Source organism: Paucihalobacter ruber (assembly GCF_006494535.1).
In the GTDB taxonomy this organism is placed as follows: Bacteria; Bacteroidota; Bacteroidia; order Flavobacteriales; family Flavobacteriaceae; genus Paucihalobacter; species Paucihalobacter ruber.
Genome location: NZ_VHIQ01000001.1, coordinates 461,335 through 483,838, shown reverse-complemented (window position 1 = coordinate 483,838; position 22,504 = coordinate 461,335). Strand labels below are relative to the sequence as shown.

19 protein-coding genes are annotated in these 22,504 nt (G+C 41.1%); 11 read left to right on the top strand and 8 right to left on the bottom strand.

All coding sequences use genetic code 11. The annotated features are described in order from the left end of the window. The first annotated feature begins 52 nt into the window (after positions 1–52). The 9 genes from FJ651_RS02150 to FJ651_RS02110 all read left to right on the top strand — a co-directional run bounded on the left by FJ651_RS02150 (position 53) and on the right by FJ651_RS02110 (position 11,344). Entirely contained in the window at positions 53–1,324 is a 1,272-nt protein-coding gene (locus FJ651_RS02150) for a hypothetical protein (RefSeq protein ID WP_140988747.1), read from the top strand. Next, the gene (locus tag FJ651_RS02145; RefSeq protein ID WP_140988746.1) at positions 1,317–2,306 is read left to right on the top strand and encodes a glycosyltransferase family 4 protein; all 990 of its coding nucleotides are present in this window, start codon (positions 1,317–1,319) and stop codon (positions 2,304–2,306) included. Before FJ651_RS02150 ends, FJ651_RS02145 begins: the two co-directional genes overlap by 8 nt. Next, positions 2,306–3,448 (top strand): glycosyltransferase, encoded by a 1,143-nt coding sequence (locus tag FJ651_RS02140; RefSeq protein ID WP_140988745.1) that lies wholly within the window; start codon positions 2,306–2,308, stop codon positions 3,446–3,448. Before FJ651_RS02145 ends, FJ651_RS02140 begins: the two co-directional genes overlap by 1 nt. A gap of 423 nt (positions 3,449–3,871) precedes the next feature. Continuing rightward, the gene (locus tag FJ651_RS02135; RefSeq protein ID WP_140988744.1) at positions 3,872–4,420 is read left to right on the top strand and encodes a WcaF family extracellular polysaccharide biosynthesis acetyltransferase; all 549 of its coding nucleotides are present in this window, start codon (positions 3,872–3,874) and stop codon (positions 4,418–4,420) included. A 233-nt stretch (positions 4,421–4,653) separates the two neighbouring features. Further along, a complete protein-coding gene (locus FJ651_RS02130) occupies positions 4,654–5,406 on the top strand; it encodes a glycosyltransferase family 2 protein (protein ID WP_140988743.1) in 753 nt (250 codons plus the stop codon). 805 nt (positions 5,407–6,211) lie between these two features. Beyond that, positions 6,212–7,327: an MraY family glycosyltransferase gene (locus tag FJ651_RS02125; protein ID WP_140988742.1), complete on the top strand. Its 1,116-nt coding sequence runs from the start codon at positions 6,212–6,214 to the stop codon at positions 7,325–7,327. A gap of 73 nt (positions 7,328–7,400) precedes the next feature. Continuing rightward, a complete protein-coding gene (locus FJ651_RS02120; RefSeq protein ID WP_140988741.1) occupies positions 7,401–8,159 on the top strand; it encodes a polysaccharide biosynthesis/export family protein in 759 nt (252 codons plus the stop codon). A gap of 1 nt (position 8,160) precedes the next feature. Continuing rightward, positions 8,161–10,485, top strand: coding sequence for a GumC family protein (locus FJ651_RS02115; RefSeq protein WP_140988740.1), 2,325 nt, complete (start codon positions 8,161–8,163; stop codon positions 10,483–10,485). Positions 10,486–10,924: 439 nt separating this feature from the next. Beyond that, positions 10,925–11,344 (top strand): CBS domain-containing protein, encoded by a 420-nt coding sequence (locus tag FJ651_RS02110; protein ID WP_140988739.1) that lies wholly within the window; start codon positions 10,925–10,927, stop codon positions 11,342–11,344. On the opposite strand, the gene rpe is transcribed toward FJ651_RS02110, so the two are convergent. Continuing rightward, a complete protein-coding gene (gene rpe, locus FJ651_RS02105) occupies positions 11,339–12,007 on the bottom strand; it encodes a ribulose-phosphate 3-epimerase (RefSeq protein WP_140988738.1) in 669 nt (222 codons plus the stop codon). The two genes, FJ651_RS02110 and rpe, sit on opposite strands and share 6 nt — an antisense overlap. A gap of 360 nt (positions 12,008–12,367) precedes the next feature. Between rpe and FJ651_RS15670 the strand changes: the two genes are divergently transcribed. Beyond that, positions 12,368–12,544, top strand: coding sequence for a hypothetical protein (locus tag FJ651_RS15670; RefSeq protein ID WP_216746059.1), 177 nt, complete (start codon positions 12,368–12,370; stop codon positions 12,542–12,544). Positions 12,545–13,405: 861 nt separating this feature from the next. Here FJ651_RS15670 and FJ651_RS02100 read toward each other — a convergent pair. From FJ651_RS02100 to proC, 5 genes are all read right to left on the bottom strand, one after another. Then, positions 13,406–14,269, bottom strand: a complete 864-nt coding sequence (locus FJ651_RS02100) for a sigma-70 family RNA polymerase sigma factor (protein ID WP_140988737.1) — start codon at positions 14,267–14,269, stop codon at positions 13,406–13,408. Between the two features lie 196 nt (positions 14,270–14,465). Continuing rightward, positions 14,466–14,840 (bottom strand): hypothetical protein, encoded by a 375-nt coding sequence (locus FJ651_RS02095; RefSeq protein WP_140988736.1) that lies wholly within the window; start codon positions 14,838–14,840, stop codon positions 14,466–14,468. Between the two features lie 701 nt (positions 14,841–15,541). Beyond that, on the bottom strand, positions 15,542–16,741 hold the full coding sequence (locus FJ651_RS02090; protein ID WP_140988735.1) for a glutamate-5-semialdehyde dehydrogenase: 1,200 nt from the start codon (positions 16,739–16,741) through the stop codon (positions 15,542–15,544). A gap of 10 nt (positions 16,742–16,751) precedes the next feature. Then, the gene (gene proB, locus FJ651_RS02085) at positions 16,752–17,531 is read right to left on the bottom strand and encodes a glutamate 5-kinase (protein WP_140988734.1); all 780 of its coding nucleotides are present in this window, start codon (positions 17,529–17,531) and stop codon (positions 16,752–16,754) included. 1 nt (position 17,532) lies between these two features. After that, the gene (gene proC, locus FJ651_RS02080; protein ID WP_140988733.1) at positions 17,533–18,339 is read right to left on the bottom strand and encodes a pyrroline-5-carboxylate reductase; all 807 of its coding nucleotides are present in this window, start codon (positions 18,337–18,339) and stop codon (positions 17,533–17,535) included. A 732-nt stretch (positions 18,340–19,071) separates the two neighbouring features. On the opposite strand from proC, the gene FJ651_RS02075 reads away from it, so the two are divergent. Continuing rightward, positions 19,072–19,626, top strand: a complete 555-nt coding sequence (locus FJ651_RS02075; RefSeq protein ID WP_140988732.1) for a transposase — start codon at positions 19,072–19,074, stop codon at positions 19,624–19,626. Between the two features lie 267 nt (positions 19,627–19,893). On the opposite strand, the gene FJ651_RS15665 is transcribed toward FJ651_RS02075, so the two are convergent. Beyond that, positions 19,894–20,049, bottom strand: a complete 156-nt coding sequence (locus tag FJ651_RS15665; RefSeq protein ID WP_216746058.1) for a hypothetical protein — start codon at positions 20,047–20,049, stop codon at positions 19,894–19,896. 108 nt (positions 20,050–20,157) lie between these two features. After that, on the bottom strand, positions 20,158–22,413 hold the full coding sequence (locus FJ651_RS02070; protein ID WP_140988731.1) for a polyribonucleotide nucleotidyltransferase: 2,256 nt from the start codon (positions 22,411–22,413) through the stop codon (positions 20,158–20,160). Positions 22,414–22,504 lie beyond the last annotated feature (91 nt).

Below are 22,504 nucleotides of genomic sequence, written 5' to 3'. Positions count from 1 at the left end.
ATGTAAATTGTAGTGTTAGTTTTTAAAATTAAAAAAACTTTTACCCTTTAGAATGGAAATTTGGAGCATTATAGGGGTTTTAATAACCCTTTTTGTTTTTATTAGCTTTACAAGACGTTTGGGGAAATCCATACCCTTGTTGGAGTTAATGCTTCTCATTGCCGGTTTGCAGTGGATTGTAGGTCCGTTGATTGAGTATTACCTGCCGAGTTATCACTGGAAATACTACATGTACGTACCCGAAACAGTTTACATGAGTTATGTGGTGCCTGCTTACGCTGTTTTTGTTGCAGCTTTGTTTCTCGGGGTGGGCAGTTCTAGTAGATGGAACATCCCGATTGCCAACTTAAAACACTACAAAAAATATGGACTTACTATTTTTGTAATTGGGGTATTTTTTGATTTGATCTCAAGCAGGCTGCCCGGTACATTGGGCTTTTTTGCGTTTATTGTGGTCAATTTTAAGTTTGCGGGGGCTATTATCTTATTCTTTTCGGAAGACCCCAAGCTCAAGAAAGTCTTTTACTTCTCTTTGTTGTACCTGTTCGCGAGCGCTTTGAGCAACGCGATGTTCCATGATTTAGTGCTGTGGAGTGTGTTCTTTTATATGTTCTGGGCTATCAAGTTCAAACCTTCTTTAAAACAAATTTACATTACCATACTCATAGGTTTGTTTTCGCTTTCTACCCTGCAAACCATCAAGGCAGCTTATCGGTCTCAAGTATGGGCCGGTTATGGCGGTAACAAGCTGGAATTATTTGCAGGTTTGTTTGTGGATGCTATTTTTTTTAGCGGCTCTAAGGAAGAAGAACTGAGTGGTGACGAGAACAACGTGCGATTGAACCAGGGCTGGATTATTAGTGCCATTATGGACGAAATACCCAGAAGGGTTGCCTATTTAGACGGTGAAACCATTAAAGAAGCGGTTTTTGCCTCGCTCTTACCGAGATTTTTAAATCCCGATAAAAAACAAGCGGGGGGGAGAGAGAATTTCACGAAATTTACCGGATTACAACTGGGCGAAGGTACTTCTATGGGGATTAGCATTATAGGAGAAGCCTATGGTAATTATAAAATAGTTGGCGGTATCTTGTTTATGGGCATCTGGGGCTTTTTTGTGGCGCGGTACTGGGTGTTTTTATATAAGAAGACACAAAAAAATTTACTGCTGCTGGCCTTTTTACCCATCATATTTTTGCAGGTGGTGAAGGCAGAAACAGAGCTGGTGGTAGTGCTCAACCACCTTGTGAAAGCCACCATTGTGGTGTTTTTGTTTTTCTGGGCGGCCAAAAGGTTTTTACACTGGAATTATACATATGAATAAGCGCATTGCTTATATTTTTAGGCACAAACTACCGCAATATCACAGTATAGAAGCGCTGTTTGAAACCATTAGTGCTGAAGTTGCCAAAACTTGTGAGGTCGAAAAAATAACGTTGCCTAAAAGTGGCGCTTCTATCTCAAGTTTACTCAGTAACCTAAGATCGGTTCAATTATCGAACAACCACATCTATCATATTACCGGCGATGTGAATTATATGGCCCTTAAACTGGCCGGTAACGCTGTTTTAACTGTACACGATGTGCAAAGTGCCTTGCAGGGTGGTGCTTTAAAACGTTGGCTAATGAAGCTGCTGTGGTTTCAATGGCCGGCAAAGCGCGTGAAGTTGATGACGGTGATTTCGGAATTTAGCCAAGGAGAATTGGCAGCCCTAGTACCGGGAGAAGCCCATAAAATACGGGTGATTCACAATCCGGTTGGCAGCGAATTTAAACCGGTGGCCAAGGATTTTAATACACTAAATCCCACGGTGCTGTGCATGGGCACCAAGCCCAATAAAAATCTGGAAGCCGTATTTAACAGTGTGGCAGGCTTACCATGTACGCTACATATTGTTGGGAAACTAACAACAGTTCAACAAGACTTGTTACATCAATTGGGCATTGCCTACACCAACAGTGTGTCTTTGAGTAGGGAAGCGATTGTAAAAGCCTATGCCGACTGCGACGTGTTGTGTTTTCCTTCTACCTACGAAGGTTTTGGGATGCCCATTATAGAAGCACAGGCGACGGGTAGACCCGTGCTCACTTCTAACCTGGGCGCCATGAAAGAAGTGGCAGGCAGTTCGGCTTGTTTGGTAGATCCTTATGATGTGGGTGCAATCAGGGCCGGTTTGGAGCAGATCATTGCAGATACCGATTACAGAGCAGGGCTCATTGAAAAAGGATTTGAGAATGTGAAGCGATTTTCTTTAGAACGCATCGCGGCCCAATATATGGACTTATACCATGAAATGACAGCGTGATGAGACCACAAAAAGTACTGATTGTTATCGATTGGTTTTTGCCCGGTACGGCTTCGGGTGGCCCCTTGCGCTCTTATGCCAACCTGATTGCGCAATTACACGATGGTTTTGAGTTTTACATCATTACCCGCGACACCGATTTTGGTACTACCGAGCCCTACGCAACCGTGGTGTCTAACAGTTGGAACCAACTGAACAATCATACACAGGTATATTACCTGTCGAGCGACAACATTAGCCCTAAGCATCTCAAAACCCTCATCAGCGAAACGCCCTTTGATGTGGCGCTGGTAAACGGCATCTACAGCTGGTATTTTTCCATTTTACCCGTTTGGTTATTAAAGCGTACCGGAAAGCCGGTGGTGGTCTCGGCACGGGGGATGTTGAATCCGCAGGCATTTTCTGTAAAGGGTTTTAGAAAAAAGGTGTTTTTAACATTGGCCAGGGTCCTTCAACTTTATAAGGGCGTGACCTTTCACGCTACCAATGGCGATGAAGCACAGTATATTAAACAAGTACTCGGGGCTGATACTCCTATAAAAATAGCGCCTAATTTACCCAGACCTATCCAGCCATATCAACCTAAAACCAAGGTGAGTGCTGCGCCGGTTAAAATGGCCAATATGGCCCGTATTGCCAAAGAGAAAGGTACGCTCATCATGCTGCAGGCCTTGCAGCAAGTGCAGCAACCGCTGTTACTGGATTTGTACGGTCCTATTTACGACTCTGCTTACTGGCAGCAGTGCGAGGCGGTGATACAGCAGTTACCGGCCCACATCAAAGTGCAGTATCAAGGTGTGTTACCGGGTGACGCGGTACCGGCGGTATTACAAGACTACCATTTTATGGTGCTCCTGTCGGAAGGTGAGAATTTCGGACATGCCATTTTTGAAGCCTTTGCGGCGGGTTGTCCGGTGATTATTAGTGATCAAACGCCCTGGCGCCAATTAGAACAACAGCAGATTGGCTGGGATGTACCCATACGGGATACAGCGGCGGTGGTCAGGGCTTTTGAGGTTGCGTTGCTTATGTCTGCAGCAGATTATGAGATTTGGTCGGCCAAGGCCTATAATTTTGCAAAAGGGGTTGCGGAAGATACATCGGTGTTAGTGGCGAATAGGGGGTTGTTTGAGGCGTTATGAGGATTTTTCAGTTGTGAAAGACATCAACTACACCGGGGAGGTTCCCGCGGTCGTGCCTCCCTCGGAATGACTTTATTTTAAAGGAGGTTTTGGGTGGGTGAGTTTTTGAGTTGGTGAGTGTTGGTAGTTATTGTTACTTCTAATATCTAACTTTTAATATATAATATCCAAAATATTAACCACAGAGTCACGGAGCACACAAAGTAATGTCTTTGCGCCTTTTGCGTCATTGCGAGGGATTTATAGTTGAGTTGCTTGTCTCTAACGAAGCCGTGACCCCACGACAGTGGTGGTTTGGTCCATTTAGTTGGTGTTTCTGTGAATATATTTGATAATCTGATTTTTACAAGAATAAAAATAAAAATATATTGCTGATTATAAATGGAAACACGATATTCGCCTCGAAAATTAAAATTCACCTAATTGAAAACAGACCTATCTAGTTTTGACAACAGCTGGTATCAACCCGGATCGTTTATAAAACGGTTGCTGTGGTTGGTGGTGAGCGCCCTGTTTTTTGAGCATTCACTGGCCATTTGGAATGGTCTTAAACGCTTTTGGTTGCGGGTATTTGGCGCGCAGTTGGGGGTGGGCGTGGTGATTAAGCCTCATGTTAAAATCAAATATCCATGGAAACTCAGTATAGGTAACCATTGCTGGATAGGCGAAAAGGTATGGATTGATAACTTAGACCAAGTGATTTTAGAAGACAACGTTTGTATATCGCAGGGTGCATTATTGCAATGTGGTAATCATAACTATAAAACATCTACCTTTGATTTGATGATAGCGCCCATTATTTTGAAGGAAGGCAGTTGGATAGGTGCGAAAAGTTGTGTGGCGCCGGGTGTAACCGTAGGTTCTCACGCCATCTTAACCATTGGCTCCATTGCTACAAAAAATTTAGAACCTTATAAAATTTATACAGGTAACCCCGCAGTATTCAAGAAAGATCGGGTGTTTAAAGAATAAAATCATCTTAATTGGATGTAAGCAATTATATCTGTTGAAAAAATAGCACTACGTATTAAGTGGATTCGCACAGATTAATGAGTTTCTATCAGTGTAAATCCGTGAAATCCGTGTTAAAAAAAGTTCACCACAGATAACGCAGATTCACACAGATTGGTAGAGTTTTTATCCGTGTAAATCTGTGGTAAAAAAATAGAACAACAGCACAAATCAGTATAATACGTGATTATAAAATGAAAATTTCTATTATTACCGCCACCTACAATTCATCTAAAACCATCGGGTCTGCGCTCGAGTCGGTTATATCACAAACCTACCCCAATATTGAACACCTAATTGTGGACGGCGCCTCAAAAGACGACACCATAGAGATTGTAAAATCTTATCAAAAAGATCATCCCCATATTCGCTATATCTCAGAACCCGACCAGGGTATTTACGACGCACTTAACAAAGGTATTGCCATGGCCACCGGTGACATACTCGGCTTTGTGCATGCAGACGATATGCTGGCGCATCCCGATACCATCGCGCAAATAGCTGCTGCCTTTAAAGCCAACAACTGCGATGGGGTATATGGCGATCTATATTACGTGAATGCCCAAGATACTACAAAAGTAATTAGGAATTGGCGGAGCAAATCCTTTAAAACGAAATTGCTTAAAAGAGGCTGGATGCCGGCACACCCCACCTTATTCCTTAAAACTTCACTGTACCACACCTACGGTGTTTTTGACACTTCCTTCCGTATTGCCGCCGATTATGAGCTGGTGTTGCGAATTTTTAAACACCCACACCTGCAATTTCATTACCTTCCTTTAACCATTGTAAAAATGCGTGTTGGCGGCGTTAGTAACCGCAGTATTCAGAACATTCTTCAAAAGTCTAAAGAAGATTTCCGCGCCTTAAAGAGGCACAGACTGCCGATACCCTGGTATACCCTTTTTATGAAGAATCTTTCTAAGATACCGCAGTTTTTTGGGTAGTTTTAAGACTGGAGTATTAAGTGTTAAGTATTAAGTATCAAGTATTAAGTATTAAGTATTAAGACTTAAGACTAGAAGATTTAAGATTTACGAGGTTAGATGTTAAGTTCAGAGTATTAAGTATCAAGTATTAAGTATTAAGACTATAAGATTTAAGATTTACGAGGTTAGATGTTAAGTTCAGAGTATTAAGTATCAAGTATTAAGTCTATAAGATTTAAGATTTATGAGGTTAGATGTTAAATTTTTAAATTCCAAATTCCAAATTCCAAACTTTATAGCTGGACTTAAGATTTAAGTATTAAGTATTAAGACTTAAGACTAGAAGATTTAAGATTTACGAGGTTAGATGTTAAGTTCAGAGTATTAAGTATCAAGTATTAAGTATTAAGACTACAAGATTTAAGATTTACGAGGTTAGATGTTAGAGGTTAGAAGTTAGAGGTTAGAAGTTAGAAGTTTGTACGTCCCTGATTGTACGTGGCTGATATAGGTTGAAAATTATGGTCAATACATAGAACTAATTGTCCCCTTGAGGGGACTTTAGGGGTGTAAAACCTACTTAACAAAAATTTGAAAAATTAATATTAAAAACGGTCAACTCTATTCAGGGAAGTTCACGTCTCAGGCTTATCGTTTTTGCAGTTAAGGGTAAGCATTTGTATACTGTAAAAACCAATGGATTAAAGATTATTTATGCCGTTTATCGAAAATGTTAATAATTTAACAATTTTTATATAATAAGTTAACTTACAATGCATCATCTTTGTATACCTCCCTAAAAGCTTAAATTAATTAAAGTATTATGATTCAAGATTTATTACAGAATTTTGAGCCGCAACTTTATATAGGCTGGCTTTTTTTGTTCGCCGCTGTTGTTGCTGCTATAACGGGAGTTATAACTTTCCCTGCTATTAAAAACGTGGCTGAGGCCAAAAACCTGATGGATACTCCGGAAGAACGCAGCGTACACCATGTGCGTGTGCCTAATCTTGGCGGTGTGGGAATTTATTTGAGTATTGTAGTGGCGATCACCATGATTGGGGGTGTGCTGGATACCAAAAGCTTATTCTTGATTCTTGGCGGGATAACCATCTTGTTTTTTTTAGGCTTGAAAGACGACATTTTAGTGTTATCGCCCCGTAAGAAATTTATCGGACAGCTACTGGCGGCAGTGCTGCTTATTATATTTACCGATACCCGCATTATGGGATTACACGGCTTGTTTGGTGTTACCATTATGCCCTATGCTTTATCGGTAGTTTTTACGCTGTTTGTATATGTACTGGTGATTAACGCCTTTAATTTAATTGATGGTATTGATGGTTTGGCAGGGTCCTTAGCATTAATGGCCGTGATAGCCTTTGCCTGGTTATTTTCTTATCATGACAATGTAAGTATGGTAGTGTTGGGTGGCGCAGTTTGTGGTGCGATTATTCCCTTTTTGTTTCTGAACTTTTCACGACGTAAAAAAATGTTTCTGGGCGACACCGGCTCTATGATTCTCGGATTTATACTGGCTGTAATGGCCGTTAGATTTATTAATGCCTCTGAACAAGGTGCGTCACTGTTTTATAACTCTTCACCTATTTTTGTGTTGGGTATTTTGTTTTTCCCGTTACTGGATACCATGCGAATTTTTATTATCAGAATTTTTGTTCATAAGAAAAGTCCGTTCATAGCCGATAAAAACCATATTCATCATCGATTTCTGGAAATGGGGTTTTCGCATAAAAGTACTACAGCCATGATAGTTGGTTTAAACATACTACTGGTGGCTAGTGTCTGGTATGGGCGCAGCCTTGATATTCACTGGCAGTTACTGCTGCTTATAGGATTTGGCAGCTTTTTATATACGGCTCCCTTTGTTATTGTGGAGTTTAAACGAAAGGGTATTGCCGCCTTTCAAAATTTCTTATAAATAAAGCGCTACCTATATCCTTTGTTAATACAGTTATTGCACTTATATTTGCTATGAAATCTTAAATTTAGAGATGATTAGATTATTGTGGATTTTTGTGTTGGGTATATTACTTAACAGTTGCGCGTCAAAAAAAGATGTTTGGTATATGCAAGACGCAGATGCGTATCCCGACACCGAAATTAAATATACCAATTCTATTATTCAGCCCAATGATGTTTTAAGCATTCAGGTAAGCGCGGCCCTACCTGAAATGGCTGAACCCTATAATCTGCAAATGGCTCAGGGCGGAGCCATGAACCCGCAAATGATGAACCTGGGAGGTTACCTGGTAAGTGAGAATTTAACCATTAACTTTCCGGTATTGGGTACCATTTCTGTGGCGGGTAAAACTACCATGGCATTGGGAGAAGATTTAAGGAAACTCCTTGAGGATGGTGGTCATCTTAAAGAACCCGGTGTAAATGTGCGTTTATTGAATGCCAAGTTTACTGTTTTAGGCGAAGTAAACGGTCCGGGCACGTACGTGTTTACCGAGCAAAATATTAATTTATTACAGGCCTTGGGTTATGCAGGCGACTTAACCATTAATGGTCGCAGAGATGATATTATGTTGATACGTGAACTGGAAGGGGTGCGCCGTATTACCAGAATTGACCTTACCAACACGGCATATCTTGACGGCGAATTTAACTATATCAAACCCAACGATGTGATTGTGGTGAATCAAAATGAACCCAGAGTGAAAAGTGCCGGCTTTATTACTAATCCTGTAGCCTTAATAGGTCTTTTTTCGATTACATTAAGTACAATTATTCTCTTAACACGTTAGTATGCAAACAGAACCATCTAGCCGAAACGTGCATACCATTGAGCAGGGGCAGCAAATTAAAAATGAAGCCTACAAGTATTTGCGCTTTTGGTATTGGTTTGCATTAGGTCTTTTTTTAGGGTTGGTTTGGGCTTATTTAAATCTCCGTTATACTCCTAAGGTTTACAACAGTACTGCCAAAATAAAAATTCTTAATAAGACCAAAGGTTTGGAGTTGCCATCGGCTGCTTTTGTGTTTAGCCGATCGAATATTAATCTTGAGAATGAAATTGAAATTTTAAAGTCTTATCGCATTATTGAGCAGGTGGTTAAAAGATTGGATTTAACCATGCAGTTTTATGAGGAAGGTAACATCCTCACTACCGAGTTAGACCGATTGCCTTTTACGGTGATTAAGAAAATTTCTAACGACAGTGTTAACTGGGCTACCTACACCATCAAAGTTACTAACGCCGGTTTTGATGTGACGCGCGGTGAAAGTGCGGTACAATCGTTTGAAGGCTTTAGCACATTTGATAAAAAGCATAATTTACCTTTTGAATTACAAGGTATTCCGCAATTGATGCCTCAAATTGAGGGGCGTACCTACCTGATTAGATTTTCTCCGGTAATGCCGCTCACCACAGGTCTTAAAGGTCGTGTTAATATTAGTGTGCTAGGAAAGGGAAGTGATTTACTGCAACTGAGTTATAACGGACAGAGCCGCGCGAAATCTGAAAAAATTCTCAACACCCTGATCGAGGTGTTTAACGAAGACGGTATTTACGATCGCCAGGAAATCTCCCGACGCACGATAAGTTTTATTGACGAGCGCTTTTTATTGCTGGCTAACGAGTTGGATTCCATAGAGTCGAGCATCAAAGATTACAAACAAAGCAACAATCTTATTACCTTAGAAACCGATGCAGCACTGGGTATTTCGCAACGCACCACCACAGAGGAAGAGTTATTTGTTTTAGAAAACCAGATTATTTTGGCCAATATGCTGAAGGAAACTCTGGAAACTGGGGATGAGTCTACTTTGTTGCCGTCTAATATTGGATTGAGCAGTGGTGATGTTAACGCATTGATAGCCGAGTATAATACGCAAGTACTGGAACGAGATAAATTTGCCCAAAGTGGTGGTGAGAATAATCCGTCCATCAAACTTTATAACGATGCCTTAAAGGATCTCAAAGAAAATATGTTGTCTTCTATTGGGGTTTATTTAAATCAGTTAAAAGTTTCCAAACAACAAATGGAACGACGCAATCAGCAGTTTGTGTCGCAGGTTTACGGGTTGCCGGCCAAGGAAAAAATGTTGCGCGCCATTATGCGTCAGCAGGAAATAAAGCAAACGCTCTATTTATTTTTATTGCAAAAACGCGAAGAAGCCGCCATTAATCTGGCCATTACCGAGCCTTCTATTAAAGTTGTTGAATACGCGCTTTCGGGAGGAATGCCCATATCTCCAAACCGTCGCAATACTTACATGATGGGCATTATTGCAGGCTTGCTGATTCCTTTTGCGGGCTTGTATATATTTATGCTGTTAGATACAAAGGTTAAAAACAGGAACGATGTTTTACAATATACCAACAAAATACCTGTTCTAGCCGAAATGCCCAAGGTTAAAGAAGCCCAGGCTATTTTTAGCGATCCTGAAGACCGGTCTTCACAGGCAGAGGCTTTTAGAATTTTGAGTTCGAATGTAAGTTACATTTTACCGGTACAGCAAACACCAATGGGTCGTGTGATATTTTCTACCTCAAGTATTAAGGGAGAAGGTAAAAGTCATGTCAGTATCAATCTATCACTCGCTCTTTCAAGCATTAATAAAAAAGTCTTGCTGATTGGGGGCGATTTAAGAAATCCGCAACTGCATTCATTAATAGGGATTGATAAAAATCAAAAAGGACTTACCAACTATTTACACGAGTACGGCACCGATTGGAAATCTATGGTAATCAAAGCTTTTGATCGCCACCCCAAACACGATACCTTAATATCGGGAAGCATTCCGCCTAACCCTGCCAGTTTATTAACCAATGGCAGATTTGAGATGTTGATTGAGGAGGCTAAGTTGTTATACGATTATATTATTGTAGACACGGCACCTACCATCTTAGTGACCGATACACTTTTGGTGTCTCATTTAGCAGACGTGACACTTTATGTAGTGCGTGCCAACTATTCAGAAAAACAACTCATCAACTTTTCAAAAGATTTATATGAGTCCGGTAAGTTGAAAAACATGGCCTATGTCTTGAATGGTGTGCCCGTTGGCAGAGGCTATGGCTACGGCTATAACTATGGTTATGACTATGGTTATGGATCGAAGGGGTAGTTTTGATAGGTGAGTTTTTGAGTTTTTGAGTTGTGAGTATCTGAGTTGTGAGTAGTTGGTTATAAATTCAAATTCTAAAATCCAAATTCCAATACCGATAGGTGTTGGGGCCAAGCACCAAATTTCAAATTCCAATCGCGATAACTATCATACCCAAATTCCAAATCATAGACTAATTTTGATTACAGCCGACCGTTTTTAAATAAGAGGATCAAGCTTCTCTAAATTCGTACTTCGTATACCTAATACGCACAGCATTCTCTTCTCTCTTCTCTCTTCTCCCTGCCTGTCGGCAGACAGGTCTTCTCTCTGCTCTCTGTTCTCTGTTCTCTTCTCTCTGTTCCCAATTAAACAAAATTCCCACCTCTCACATGATTTTAGTCATAATCGAAATCACTTAAATAGATTAAATTTAATCATAATTTTAAATCCGGAAGTTATGATGATTAATATCCCAATTGCCGATATAATGACCAAGAAAATCATTGCGCTTAACCGCAAGGATGATTTGGAAACTGCTGAAATGCTCTTTAAAAAGCACAAAATAAGACATATTCCTGTGGTACATGAAGACAGCATTATTGGCATGTTGAGTTACACCGATTTATTGCGCATTAGTTTTGCCGATGCCTTTAATGAAGACGAAGATGAGGTAGATACTGTGGTTTACAATATGTTTACCATTGAGCAGGTAATGGCTAAAAATCTGGTAAGCGTATCTTCTGATACGCCTATTAGGGAAGTAGCGCAGTTATTGGCCAAAAAAGAATTTCATGCTTTACCGGTTGTTGATGAAGGTAAACTGGTTGGTATCATCACCACCACCGATTTGATTAACTATATGATAAAATTTTTATAGCGCGCTGCCGGCCAGTTGTTTTAAACCGGCTATGGTAGCTACGGGTGTAGGGCTTTTAAAAACAAAGCTTCCGGCAACCAACACATCTGCACCTGCTTTTACCAGTTGTTGTGCGTTATTTGAAGTCACGCCGCCATCTATCTCAATGAGGGTGGCGGCTTGTTTTTTATGAATAAGTGCCTTTAATTGCGCCACCTTTTGATAGGTGTTTTCTATAAAGCTTTGTCCGCCAAAGCCCGGATTCACACTCATTACACACACCAAATCAATATCGTTAATCACATCTTCAAGTAAGGCTACCGACGTGTGTGGATTAAGGGCTACACCAGCCTTCATACCGGCAGCTTTTATGGCTTGTAAGGTGCGATGCAAATGCGTACAGGCTTCGTAATGCACAGTCAGTATGGCACTGCCTAAATCGGCAAAAGTTTGAATATAACGGTCGGGGTCTACGATCATCAGGTGCACATCCAGTGGCTTTTTGGTATGACGCGCCATGGCTTCCAATACCGGCATACCAAATGAAATGTTGGGTACAAACACACCGTCCATGATATCAATATGAAACCAATCGGCTTCACTGGCATTTACCATTTCAATGTCTCTTTGAAGGTTGGCAAAATCGGCGGCTAACATAGATGGTGCAATGATGGTGGAAGACATGATAAAGATTGATTTTTATGTTTGGTGCAAAAATAGGTAATGTTTTTTAGATTTTGTTGTTGTGGGTGTTTTGGATTGTTTGGCGTTACAAACGCTTATTTAAATGGGTAGGCACTCGTCGAAGACAAGCGCCAGAGGAAGCGGACAAGTCAGGAGATATGAACTACACCGGAGAGGTTCCCGCGGTCGTGCCTCCCTCGGAATGACTTTATTTTAAAGGAGGTTTTGGGTTGGTGAGTTTTTGCGTTGTAAACGCTTTTTTAATTGGGCACTCGTCACAGACGCCTGCGCGCCTGTGGTGGGAGCACCAGAGGAGGGTTGGTGAGTATTTGATTCTGAGCCGAGGCACTTGTTGAAGATTTGGGTGCACTTGTGGGGAAGGTTCAGAATTGGGAATGGGCACTCGTTGCAAACGCCTGCGCGCCTTTGGCGGGAGCGCCAGAGTTAGTGGCACTAGTTGCAAAAAACGGCGTACCTGCGGCCGGAACTTCAGAGTTGGGTTGGGGTGTAAAGCCCTTTCAGGGATTTAAACCCTGAAAGGGCTAAATTAATAGTTCCCTTTGGGTTTTGCTATTGTTTCATTGTTTGCGTTGCAAACGCACCGAAAATAGGGCACTCGTCACAGACGAGCACTAGAGGATTTTGCTGTTGTGGGTGTTTTGGATTGTTTGGCGTTACAAACGCTTATTTAAATGGGCACTCGTCACAGACGAGCGCCAGAGGAAGCGGACAAGTCAGGAGATATGAACTACACCGGAGAGGTTCCCGCGGTCGTGCCTCCCTCGGAATGACTTTATTTTAAAGGAGGTTTTGGGTTGGTGAGTTTTTGCGTTGTAAACGCTTTTTTAATTGGGCACTCGTCACAGACGCCTGCGCGCCTGTGGCGGGAGCGCCAGATAAAGTATAAATCGTACTTGTTCATTTTTTTTCTTGATAAAAAAAACGAACCAAAAAAAATCAAGACCCTATGAGGAACTTGCTGCGCACCGCTCGCTTTTTTCTTACGCAAGTTTATCAATATTTATTCTAATTATTATTACTTCTAGATTGTAACGATCAACTCTGTTTTGTAAGCTCACTAGTTCTGCATAGGGTCAGTGGGTTTGCCTGTATTATATAATTTTTAGTGGCTTTATTGTTGTTTTGCCAATTCTTTGGCGTACTGTATTCAGGTTTGATGTTTGAGTCTTAAATCATAAAGCCTTAAGTCATGAAGTCTTAATACTTAAGTCTTAATACTTAATACTTCTCTGATTGTAAACCTTTAAAGATCCAATAGCGTTTTGTAAAAAAATGAACCCACGGTAATCAGCCGTGGGTTCTTTCATCAATCAAAAAACGAACAGTCTTAATTCCTGCGGAAGCAGGAATCTAAAACCGTCATTACCATTTTTAGGATTATCCTAAGTATGTTTTTAAGATCTTACTTCTTGAGGTGTGTTTTAAGCGTCTGATGGCTTTTTCTTTGATTTGGCGCACGCGTTCGCGGGTTAAATCGAAGGTTTCGCCAATTTCTTCTAAGGTCATTGGGTGCTGGTTGCCCAAACCGAAATACAATCTTATCACGTCAGCTTCGCGAGGCGTTAGTGTTTCTAAAGCGCGCTCAATCTCGGTGCGTAATGATTCGTGTAATAATTCTTTATCGGGGTTGGGCGATTCACCGCTATTCAATACATCATATAGGTTAGAATCTTCTCCTTCTACCAACGGTGCATCCATACTGACGTGACGGCCTGAATTTTTCATAGACTCCTTAACATCGTTAATGGTCATGTCTAATTCTTTGGCAATTTCTTCAGCACTTGGCGGACGCTCATGGCTTTGCTCTAAAAAGGCAAAAGTTTTATTGATTTTGTTGATAGAGCCTATTTTGTTAAGCGGCAAACGTACAATACGCGATTGTTCGGCTAAAGCTTGAAGAATAGACTGGCGAATCCACCATACGGCATAAGAAATGAATTTAAAACCACGGGTCTCATCAAAACGCTGCGCTGCTTTAATCAAACCTAAGTTGCCTTCGTTGATTAAATCGGGAAGGGTTAATCCCTGGTTTTGATATTGCTTGGCTACCGATACCACGAAGCGCAAGTTAGCCTTGGTAAGTTTTTCTAAAGCGGCCTGGTCTCCTGCCTTGATACGCTGCGCTAATTCTACTTCTTCATCGGCAGTGATTAGATCTACTTTGCCAATTTCCTGAAGGTATTTGTCTAACGAGGCGGTTTCACGATTGGTAACCTGTTTGGTAATTTTAAGCTGTCTCATTTAGTAACGTTAAATTAGAGGGTACAACGCTGTACCTTGTAATTATACGTAAGAAGTAAAATTTTTGTTACAAAAAAACTTAAAAATATGAATTAACGTCTCAATGATTTAAATAAGTAATTGATATTTAATTTCTAAGAGTTGTGATTATTATTGACCTCTGCAGGGAAGTTTGACCAATAGGAGCGTTAACAATTTAAATCTTGATAAGTTTCGGACCTTCAAGATTGAGATCGTTCATCATGTCGTTGGTGAACTTGATATGTCCGCGCGTGGTGATGAGTCCGAAACGATAAGACTTCATTTTACTAAGCGTGTCTAAAAACAACCATTTGGATTTGAGCAGCTTTGGTTCATCAGATTTTAAGCTGAGTTCAAAAATGTGTTTCCTGCCTTCTTTTTGAGCTACAATATCAGGGATTACAACAATATCGCTATTCAGTTTTGAATAGGATTTAGGGGTCTCATAGCCGTCTGCGTCGGCTTTAATGTCTTCAAAACCCAATTGTTGCAGGTAATTAATTGAGTTGTTGAGAATGTCTGTGTACTTGGTTTTATCTGATTGTATCATAATGGCTTAAGATAAGCATTTTTTTTGAGAATTGAAAATTTAGGCAGGCACTCGTCGCAGAGGCCTGCGCGCCTGTGGCGGGAGCGCTAGGTTTGAGTTTGATTTTCTGCGTTACAAACGCATTTTTAAACGGGCACTCGTCGGAGACAAGCGCCAGGTTTGAGTAAGTTTGATTTTCTGCGTTATAAACGCATTTTTAAACGGGCGTATAGGATAGTAGGCACTCGTCACAGAGGCCTGCGCGCCTGTGGCGGGAGCGCCAGATTGGTAATGTTATGATTCAGCCACTATGGTGATCTTTTAGCGTTGCAAACGCCGCATAAATGGGCACTTGTCACAGACGCCTGCGCGCCTGTGGCGGGAGCGCCAGAGTTAGCGGCCTGTGCGCCTGTGGCGGGAGCGCCAAGTTTGAGTTTGATTTTCTGCGTTACAAACGCATTTTTAAACGGGCACTCGTCGGAGACAAGCGCCAGGTTTGAGAATTGAAAATTGAAATTAATAGCGTTGCAAACGCACGTATAGGGTAGTAGGCACTCGTCGCAGAGGCCTGCGCGCCTGTGGCGGGAGCGCCAGAGTTTGTTGGCCGCGTTGCAAACGCTGTTGTAAATGGGCACTTGTCACAGACGCCTGAGCGCCTGTGGCGGGAGCGCCAGGTTTGATTTTTAAATCGGAAAAATAACAAAATTGATTTTAAATTGTTTCTACACTCTTATCTGCCCATCACCATATACATAATATTTATTGGTAACCAATTGTTTGAGCCCTAAGGGTCCGCGATGGTGTAATTTATCGGTGCTTATCGCCAATTCTGCACCTACGCCCATTTGTCCGCCATCGGTAAAGCGGGTAGAAGCATTATGATATACTGCTGCGCTATCTACAAGCTGCATGAACTGCCTTGCCTCAAAGTTGTCTTCGGTAATGATAGCCGCCGAGTGCTTTCCTGAATAAGTGTTAATGGTACTAATGGCTTCCTCTAAATTATTGACTTCACCCAATAAAATCTTAAGGGCTAAAAATTCTTCATGCCAGATGTGTTCATTTGAAATCATTGATGCCTCCGGGATAACTTTAGATATCGGTTCATCTGCCAACACGTCTACCCGGTGTTGTTTTAGTTTTTGATATAACATTTTGAGTTTGGTGTGATACTCAGGAATATTTTTATTGATCAGTACCTTGTCTAATGCGTTACAACCCGATATTTTATCGGTTTTCGCGTTGATAATCACGTTGACCGCTTTTCCCCAATCGGCATGCTCTGACACATATAAAAAGTTATTGCCCCTGCCACTCACCAAAACGGCGCAGTTGGCATGCGTTTTTACAAAATTAATGAGTGCTTCACCACCACGCGGTACAATTAAATCGAGCGGTTCATGAGGGTTCTTTAAGAATTCGCGAGTGGCTTCGCGATCTAACTGCAGTAATTTAATCCAGTCTTTATCGAGACCGTTTAACTCAAGCGCCTCATGCCAGCATTGCTCTAAATATACATTGGAGTGATAAGCCTCTTTTCCACCTTTCAGTAGAATTTTATTATTGGCTTTAAATGCCAATACCGCTGCTTCGATGGTAACATCGGGTCTGGATTCGTAGATAATTAAAATGGTGCCAAAAGGCGCTGTGGTATTTACAACTTTTAATCCATTTGGTAAGGTGATATTAGACAATTCTGAACCTACCGGGTCTTCCTGAAGGCTTACGGCTTCAACAGCAGCTATCATCTCGTCTACCTTTTTGTTGTTAATAATCAATCGGTCTAATAAGGCCTGATCTTCTCCCGTAAAAGCTGCGATATCTTTTTTATTGGCTTTTATTATGGCTTCGCGATTCTTGTGAAGGATTTGAGCCATCGATTTTAGTACTTTGTTTTTTATCTCTGTATCTAATAGTTTCATTCTTGTTATTTTATGCATTAATAAATTTGGTGCCAATGGGTTTATTGTCAATAATATCTACAATAACATTGTGTTTTTTACCATTGGCAATGTAGGTTGGTATATTCTTTTTAGCCGTTCCTTTAGCTATTCTAAGTTTAGAAGCCATACCGCCACGTCCTTCGCCTTCTTTTTTATAAGACGACTGTACATAGTGTTCCACTTTTTGGTTAATAGTCACCACGTTTAATTTTTCTGAATCTTCATTGTCGGGATGGCCATTGTATAAGCCATCGGTATCTGAAAGTATGATGAATCGGTCAGCATTCACCAACTCTGCTATCAGACTGGCAAGCTCGTCGTTATCTGAAAACATCGACGTGGTTAAAGATACAGTATCGTCTTCATTGGCAATAGGAATCACACCTTCCGACAGTAAGCCTTCATAACAGTTAATCATATTTTCTCTGTATTTACCGGGGTCGAAATCGCGCTTGGTAGCCAATACCTGTCCGCATCGCATACCGTAATCCTGAAAGAGCGTATAATATCGTCTCATGATTCTTGGTTGCCCAACTGAAGAATATACCTGGCGGCGTATGGACTTATCTTTAATATGGGTATTTCCCAATATTTCAATGCCGGCAATGGCCGATCCTGAAGATACCAATATGACCATAATATCTCTTTCGTACAAAACGGCAATTTGTCTCACCAATTCTTTTAGAACAGGTCCGAGAATTCGGTTGTCTTTGTTGGTTAGTACGTTGGTGCCTACTTTTACTACAATTCGTTTGATGTTATCGCTCATGTTATTTCTCTTTACCTAGTTCTACAGCTCTGTCGAATGCCGCATAGGCAGCATCTTTTATAAGCTCTTTTACATTATTGTCTTCCATTGAATCTATGGCGGCTTGTGTTGTGCCACCCTTGGAGGCTACCTTGTCTATCCAGCCTTCGGGCGATAGATTTGATTGGTTAAAGAGCTCAATGGCACCCTCAAAAGTGTTACTAACCAAAACTTTGGAATCGTAATCTGAAAATCCCATTTTAAGTGCTGCCTCAAGCATAGATTGCATGAAGTAAAAAACATAAGCCGGTCCGCTTCCCGAAATACCGGTAGAGGCATCAATAAAAGTTTCTGTTTCTACATGAATAGACGTTCCCGTGCTATCCAGAAAATGGCGAATGCTCATTAATTCTACTTTTGAAACCTCCTTCGATGCCGTGTAGGAGGTAACACCTTTACCTACCTTGGCCGGTAAATTTGGCATGGCTCTCACCACCTTTTTAGCATCTAAACCATCCTGGATGGATTGAATGGTAACCCCGGCCATTAATGATACAAATATTTGTTCTTGCTTGATTAAAGGCTTCATTTCGCTGAACAAAGAGTCGCAATGATAGGGTTTAACGGCAATGAATACAATATCGGAAAAAGGTAAACAATCGTTTAAATTGTTATAGACATCAAAAATGCCTTCTTCTTTTAGTTTGGTGATTTTTTTTGGATCGGTGTCGTATATTTTGAGTTTTTTCTTACCCAGCAGTGCTGAGGTTGTCATGCCTTCGGCATAGGTTAAACCCATGTTTCCGGCACCAATGACTAAAATTTTCATTATTTAAATTGTTTTATTACGCTATCAATGCTGCAAGGACTGTGCGATGGTGCCCAAAAACAAAAGAGATTTTAGGAATTGTGATATATAAAACGATTGGGTGTGATTATTATGAAGTTCTAAACTTACAGGCAGCATTCTTAAGATATTGTAAAATCTGAAAGTTTTTGAACTGACAGGCTGTCGGTGACAAATTGGGAAGTTGAAATCTTTTTGCGTTGCAAACACCAATTTAAACGGGCACTCCCGTCATAGACGCCTGCGCGCCTACGTCGGGAGCGCCAGATTGGTATTGTTTGCGTTGCAAACGCTCAATTAGATGAGCACTCGTCGCAGAGCACTCGTCGCAGACGAGCGCTAGATGTCTACCGAACACTGAAAGGACTTGTTATATTTAATGCAACAAAAAAGCCCAATAATTTTCATTATCGGGCTTTAAGCTGCTTGACTGGTGCTCGTCTGAGACGAGTACCAGTTACATTTTTAGGAAAAACGAAAGCGTTTGTAACGCGACTATTTTATTAACCTTTTAGCACTGCCAATACCGCATGAAAGATTTATCGTCTAAGAAGGTACTCGTTACAAACGGGTATGGGTGGAAATAGGCACTCGTCGCAGACGAGCGCCAGAGAGCGACGCCTGCGCGCCTGCGGCGGGAGCTACAGAATATTATAAAAATCAATTAATTTTTTCATTAAATTGCACTTGATCAATTGTTTTAAAATAAAATCAATGTCTGAAAAATATAAAGTCATTGACAGTTCCATTCCTACTTTTATCACGATAACAGTTGTTGATTGGGTAGATTTATTCATAAGACCTGTTTATTGTAATATTTTAGATGAATCACTTAATTATTGTATTAAGGAGAAAGGGCTGGTTGTGCATGCTTATGTTTATATGACTAGTCATATTCATCTCATTGTGACTTCAACCGGTGATGAATTACAAAACATTATCAGAGATTTTAAGAAGTATACATCAAAACGACTCGTTAAAGCGATTCATGAACGTCCGGAGAGCAGACGTGTTTGGTTATTGAAAAAATTTAGTTTTGAGGCACATAGATCAGGGAGAGCAACTAATTATAAATTATGGAAAGACGGATTTCATCCGGTGATTTTAGATAATTTTCTCAAGATAGAACAGCGTATTAATTATATTCATTATAATCCTGTTGAGGCGGAAATTGTTTTTCATGAGCGAGATTATATTAATAGTAGTTATAGACACTATGAGGATGGTAATGATATATTGAGTAATGTTATGATTCAGCCACTATGGTGATCTTTTAGCGTTGCAAACGCTTCATAAATGGGCACTCGTCACAGACGCCTGCGCGCCTGTAGCGGGAGAGCCAGATTTGTTTTTAATTGCTTTTTATGCGGTAATCTCTAGGCGTTGCAAACGCCACATAAAAGGGCACTCGTCGCAGACGCCTGCGCGCCTGTGGCGGGAGCGCCAGATTGGGTACTAATAACACCTATATAGCGCACTAGTTCTTAACGGTGTCGGTGGGCTCGCCTGTGTTGTTTACTTTGATTGATATTTGTTTCAAACAGCCGGATTAATGGAATATCTAAAGCTAAATAACTCAGAACTCCAAACTACATAATCTTGTCTTAATACTAAAAGGGCACTCGTCACAGACGCCTGCGCGCCTAAAGCGGGAGCGCCAGATTGGGTGACTCTCGGTGACAAATTGGGCATAGAGCCCTTTTAGGGTTTCGAACACTGAAAGGGCTTGTTATATTTAATGCAACAAAAAAGCCCAATAATTTTCATTATTGGGCTTTAAGCTGTTTAGAAATTTAGAGATTAATCTCTGTCTCTGTTATTATCACGAGGTCTTCTGTCATCACGACGGTTATCGCGATTACCACCACCGCGATTGTCTCTTCCGCGGTTATCGCGACTGCCACCACGATCGTCTCTTGGTGGTCTTGCTACGTAACCTTCCGGTTTTGGCAATAAGGCTTTGCGCGACACTTTTTCTTTGCGTGTTTTTGGGTCTGAACCGAAGTATTTTACTTCAAATACATCACCTAAATTCACCACATCGCTTACGTTTTCGGTGCGTTCCCAAGCCAGTTCAGATACGTGTAACAATACTTCATTACCCGGTGCCTGAGTGTATTCAACCACAGCACCAAAGTCGAGCATTTTAATCACTTTTACTTCGTATGTACCGCCAACTTCAGGCTTGAACATCAAAGATTCAATCTTAGCCAAGACTGCATCAATACCATTTTGATTGGTACCTAATATTTCAACAATGCCTTCTCCGGTTACCGGATCTTCATTGATTACAATAGTGGTTTCAGTTGCTTTTTGTAATTCTTGAATTACTTTACCACCGGGTCCGATTAAGGCGCCAATAAAGCTATTTGGAATAGTTGTAGTGACTATTTTAGGTGCATGAGGTTTCACATCAGCGTTTGGTTGTGCAATGGTATCGGTTAGTTTTTCAAGAATATGTAAACGTCCGTCACGTGCTTGTTTTAAGGCTTTGATTAAAATATCGTAAGGCATGCCTTTTACTTTAATATCCATTTGACAAGCTGTGATACCATCGGCAGTTCCGGTGACTTTAAAGTCCATATCACCTAAATGATCTTCATCGCCTAAAATATCAGACAGTACCGCAAAGCGTTCACCATCTGAGATCAATCCCATAGCTATACCAGATACCGGTTTAACCATTTGAATACCCGCATCCATTAATGCCATGGTACCCGAACAAACAGTTGCCATTGATGATGAACCGTTAGATTCTAACACTTCAGAAACAATACGCACGGTATAAGGGCAATCGGCCGGAATCATATTTTTTAAAGCGCGTTGCGCCAGGTTACCGTGACCAATTTCGCGTCTTGATGTGCCGCGTATTGGATAGGCCTCACCCGTACAAAATGGTGGGAAATTATAATGTAAGTAGAATTTTTCTTCACCCTGATAAGACGGCATGTCTATCATATTGGCTTCTCTTGAGGTTCCTAAAGTTACTGTTGCCAGTGCCTGGGTTTCTCCTCTTGTGAAAATTGAAGAACCGTGAACCGATGGTAAGTAATCTACCTCACACCAAATGGGTCTGATTTCGGTAGTGGTACGGCCATCTAAACGCAATCCTTCGGCCAGGGTCAATTCTCTTACGGCTTCTTTTTCTACTTTGTAAAAATAGTTTTTAATAAGCGCACCTTTTTCTTCTAATTCTTCTTCAGAAAACGCTGCCATTACTTCATCTTTTATAGATGAAAAGGCTTCGCTGCGTTCTCTTTTGCTGTGACCGCCTTTGGCAATGGCGTAAATTTTGTCGTAGGCCAGTTCTTTAACTTTGGCCGCTATTGCGTCATCGGTTGGAGCAGCTTCATATTCTCTAGATGGTTTTTTACCAAAGGCTTCGGCTAGCTTTATCTGAGCTCTACATTGTATTTTAATGGCTTCGTGTGCGAATCTAATGGCTTCTACCATATCTTCTTCCGAAATTTCTTTCAGTTCACCTTCCACCATCATCACTGAATCTTCAGAAGCACCAATAATCATATCGATATCGGATTGGTCTAATTGCGCCTGACTGGGATTCAGGATAAATTCGCCGTTGATTCTACCTACGCGTACTTCGGAAATAGGACACTCAAAAGGGATGTCTGATAACTGAATGGCTGTAGAAGCGGCTAAACCTGCCAATGCATCGGGCATAACGTCTTTATCGTGAGACATTAATTGAATCATGACCTGCGTTTCAAACCTGTAGTCTGAAGGGAACAAGGGTCTTAATACACGGTCTACAATACGCATGGTGAGTACTTCACCATCGCTGGGTCTGGCTTCTCTTTTAAAGAATCCGCCGGGATAGCGACCGGCTGCCGCAAATTTTTCGCGGTAGTCAACTGTTAACGGAAAGAAATCTGCCGTTGTTGGGTTGTAAGACGATACAACTGTACAAAGCAGCATGGCATCACCCATTTGAACAACCACAGAACCGTGCGCCTGTTTTGCTAATTTTCCGGTTTCGATAGAAATCTCTCTACCGTCACCAAGGTCTATGACCTCTTTAAATGTTTTTGGAATCATAAAAATTTTACTTCGTGTTGATGCGCTTTATTGCGCACTAACAATGTTAAACAATGGACTTCGCTTTTCAATGCGAAATGGTTGTGTTGTG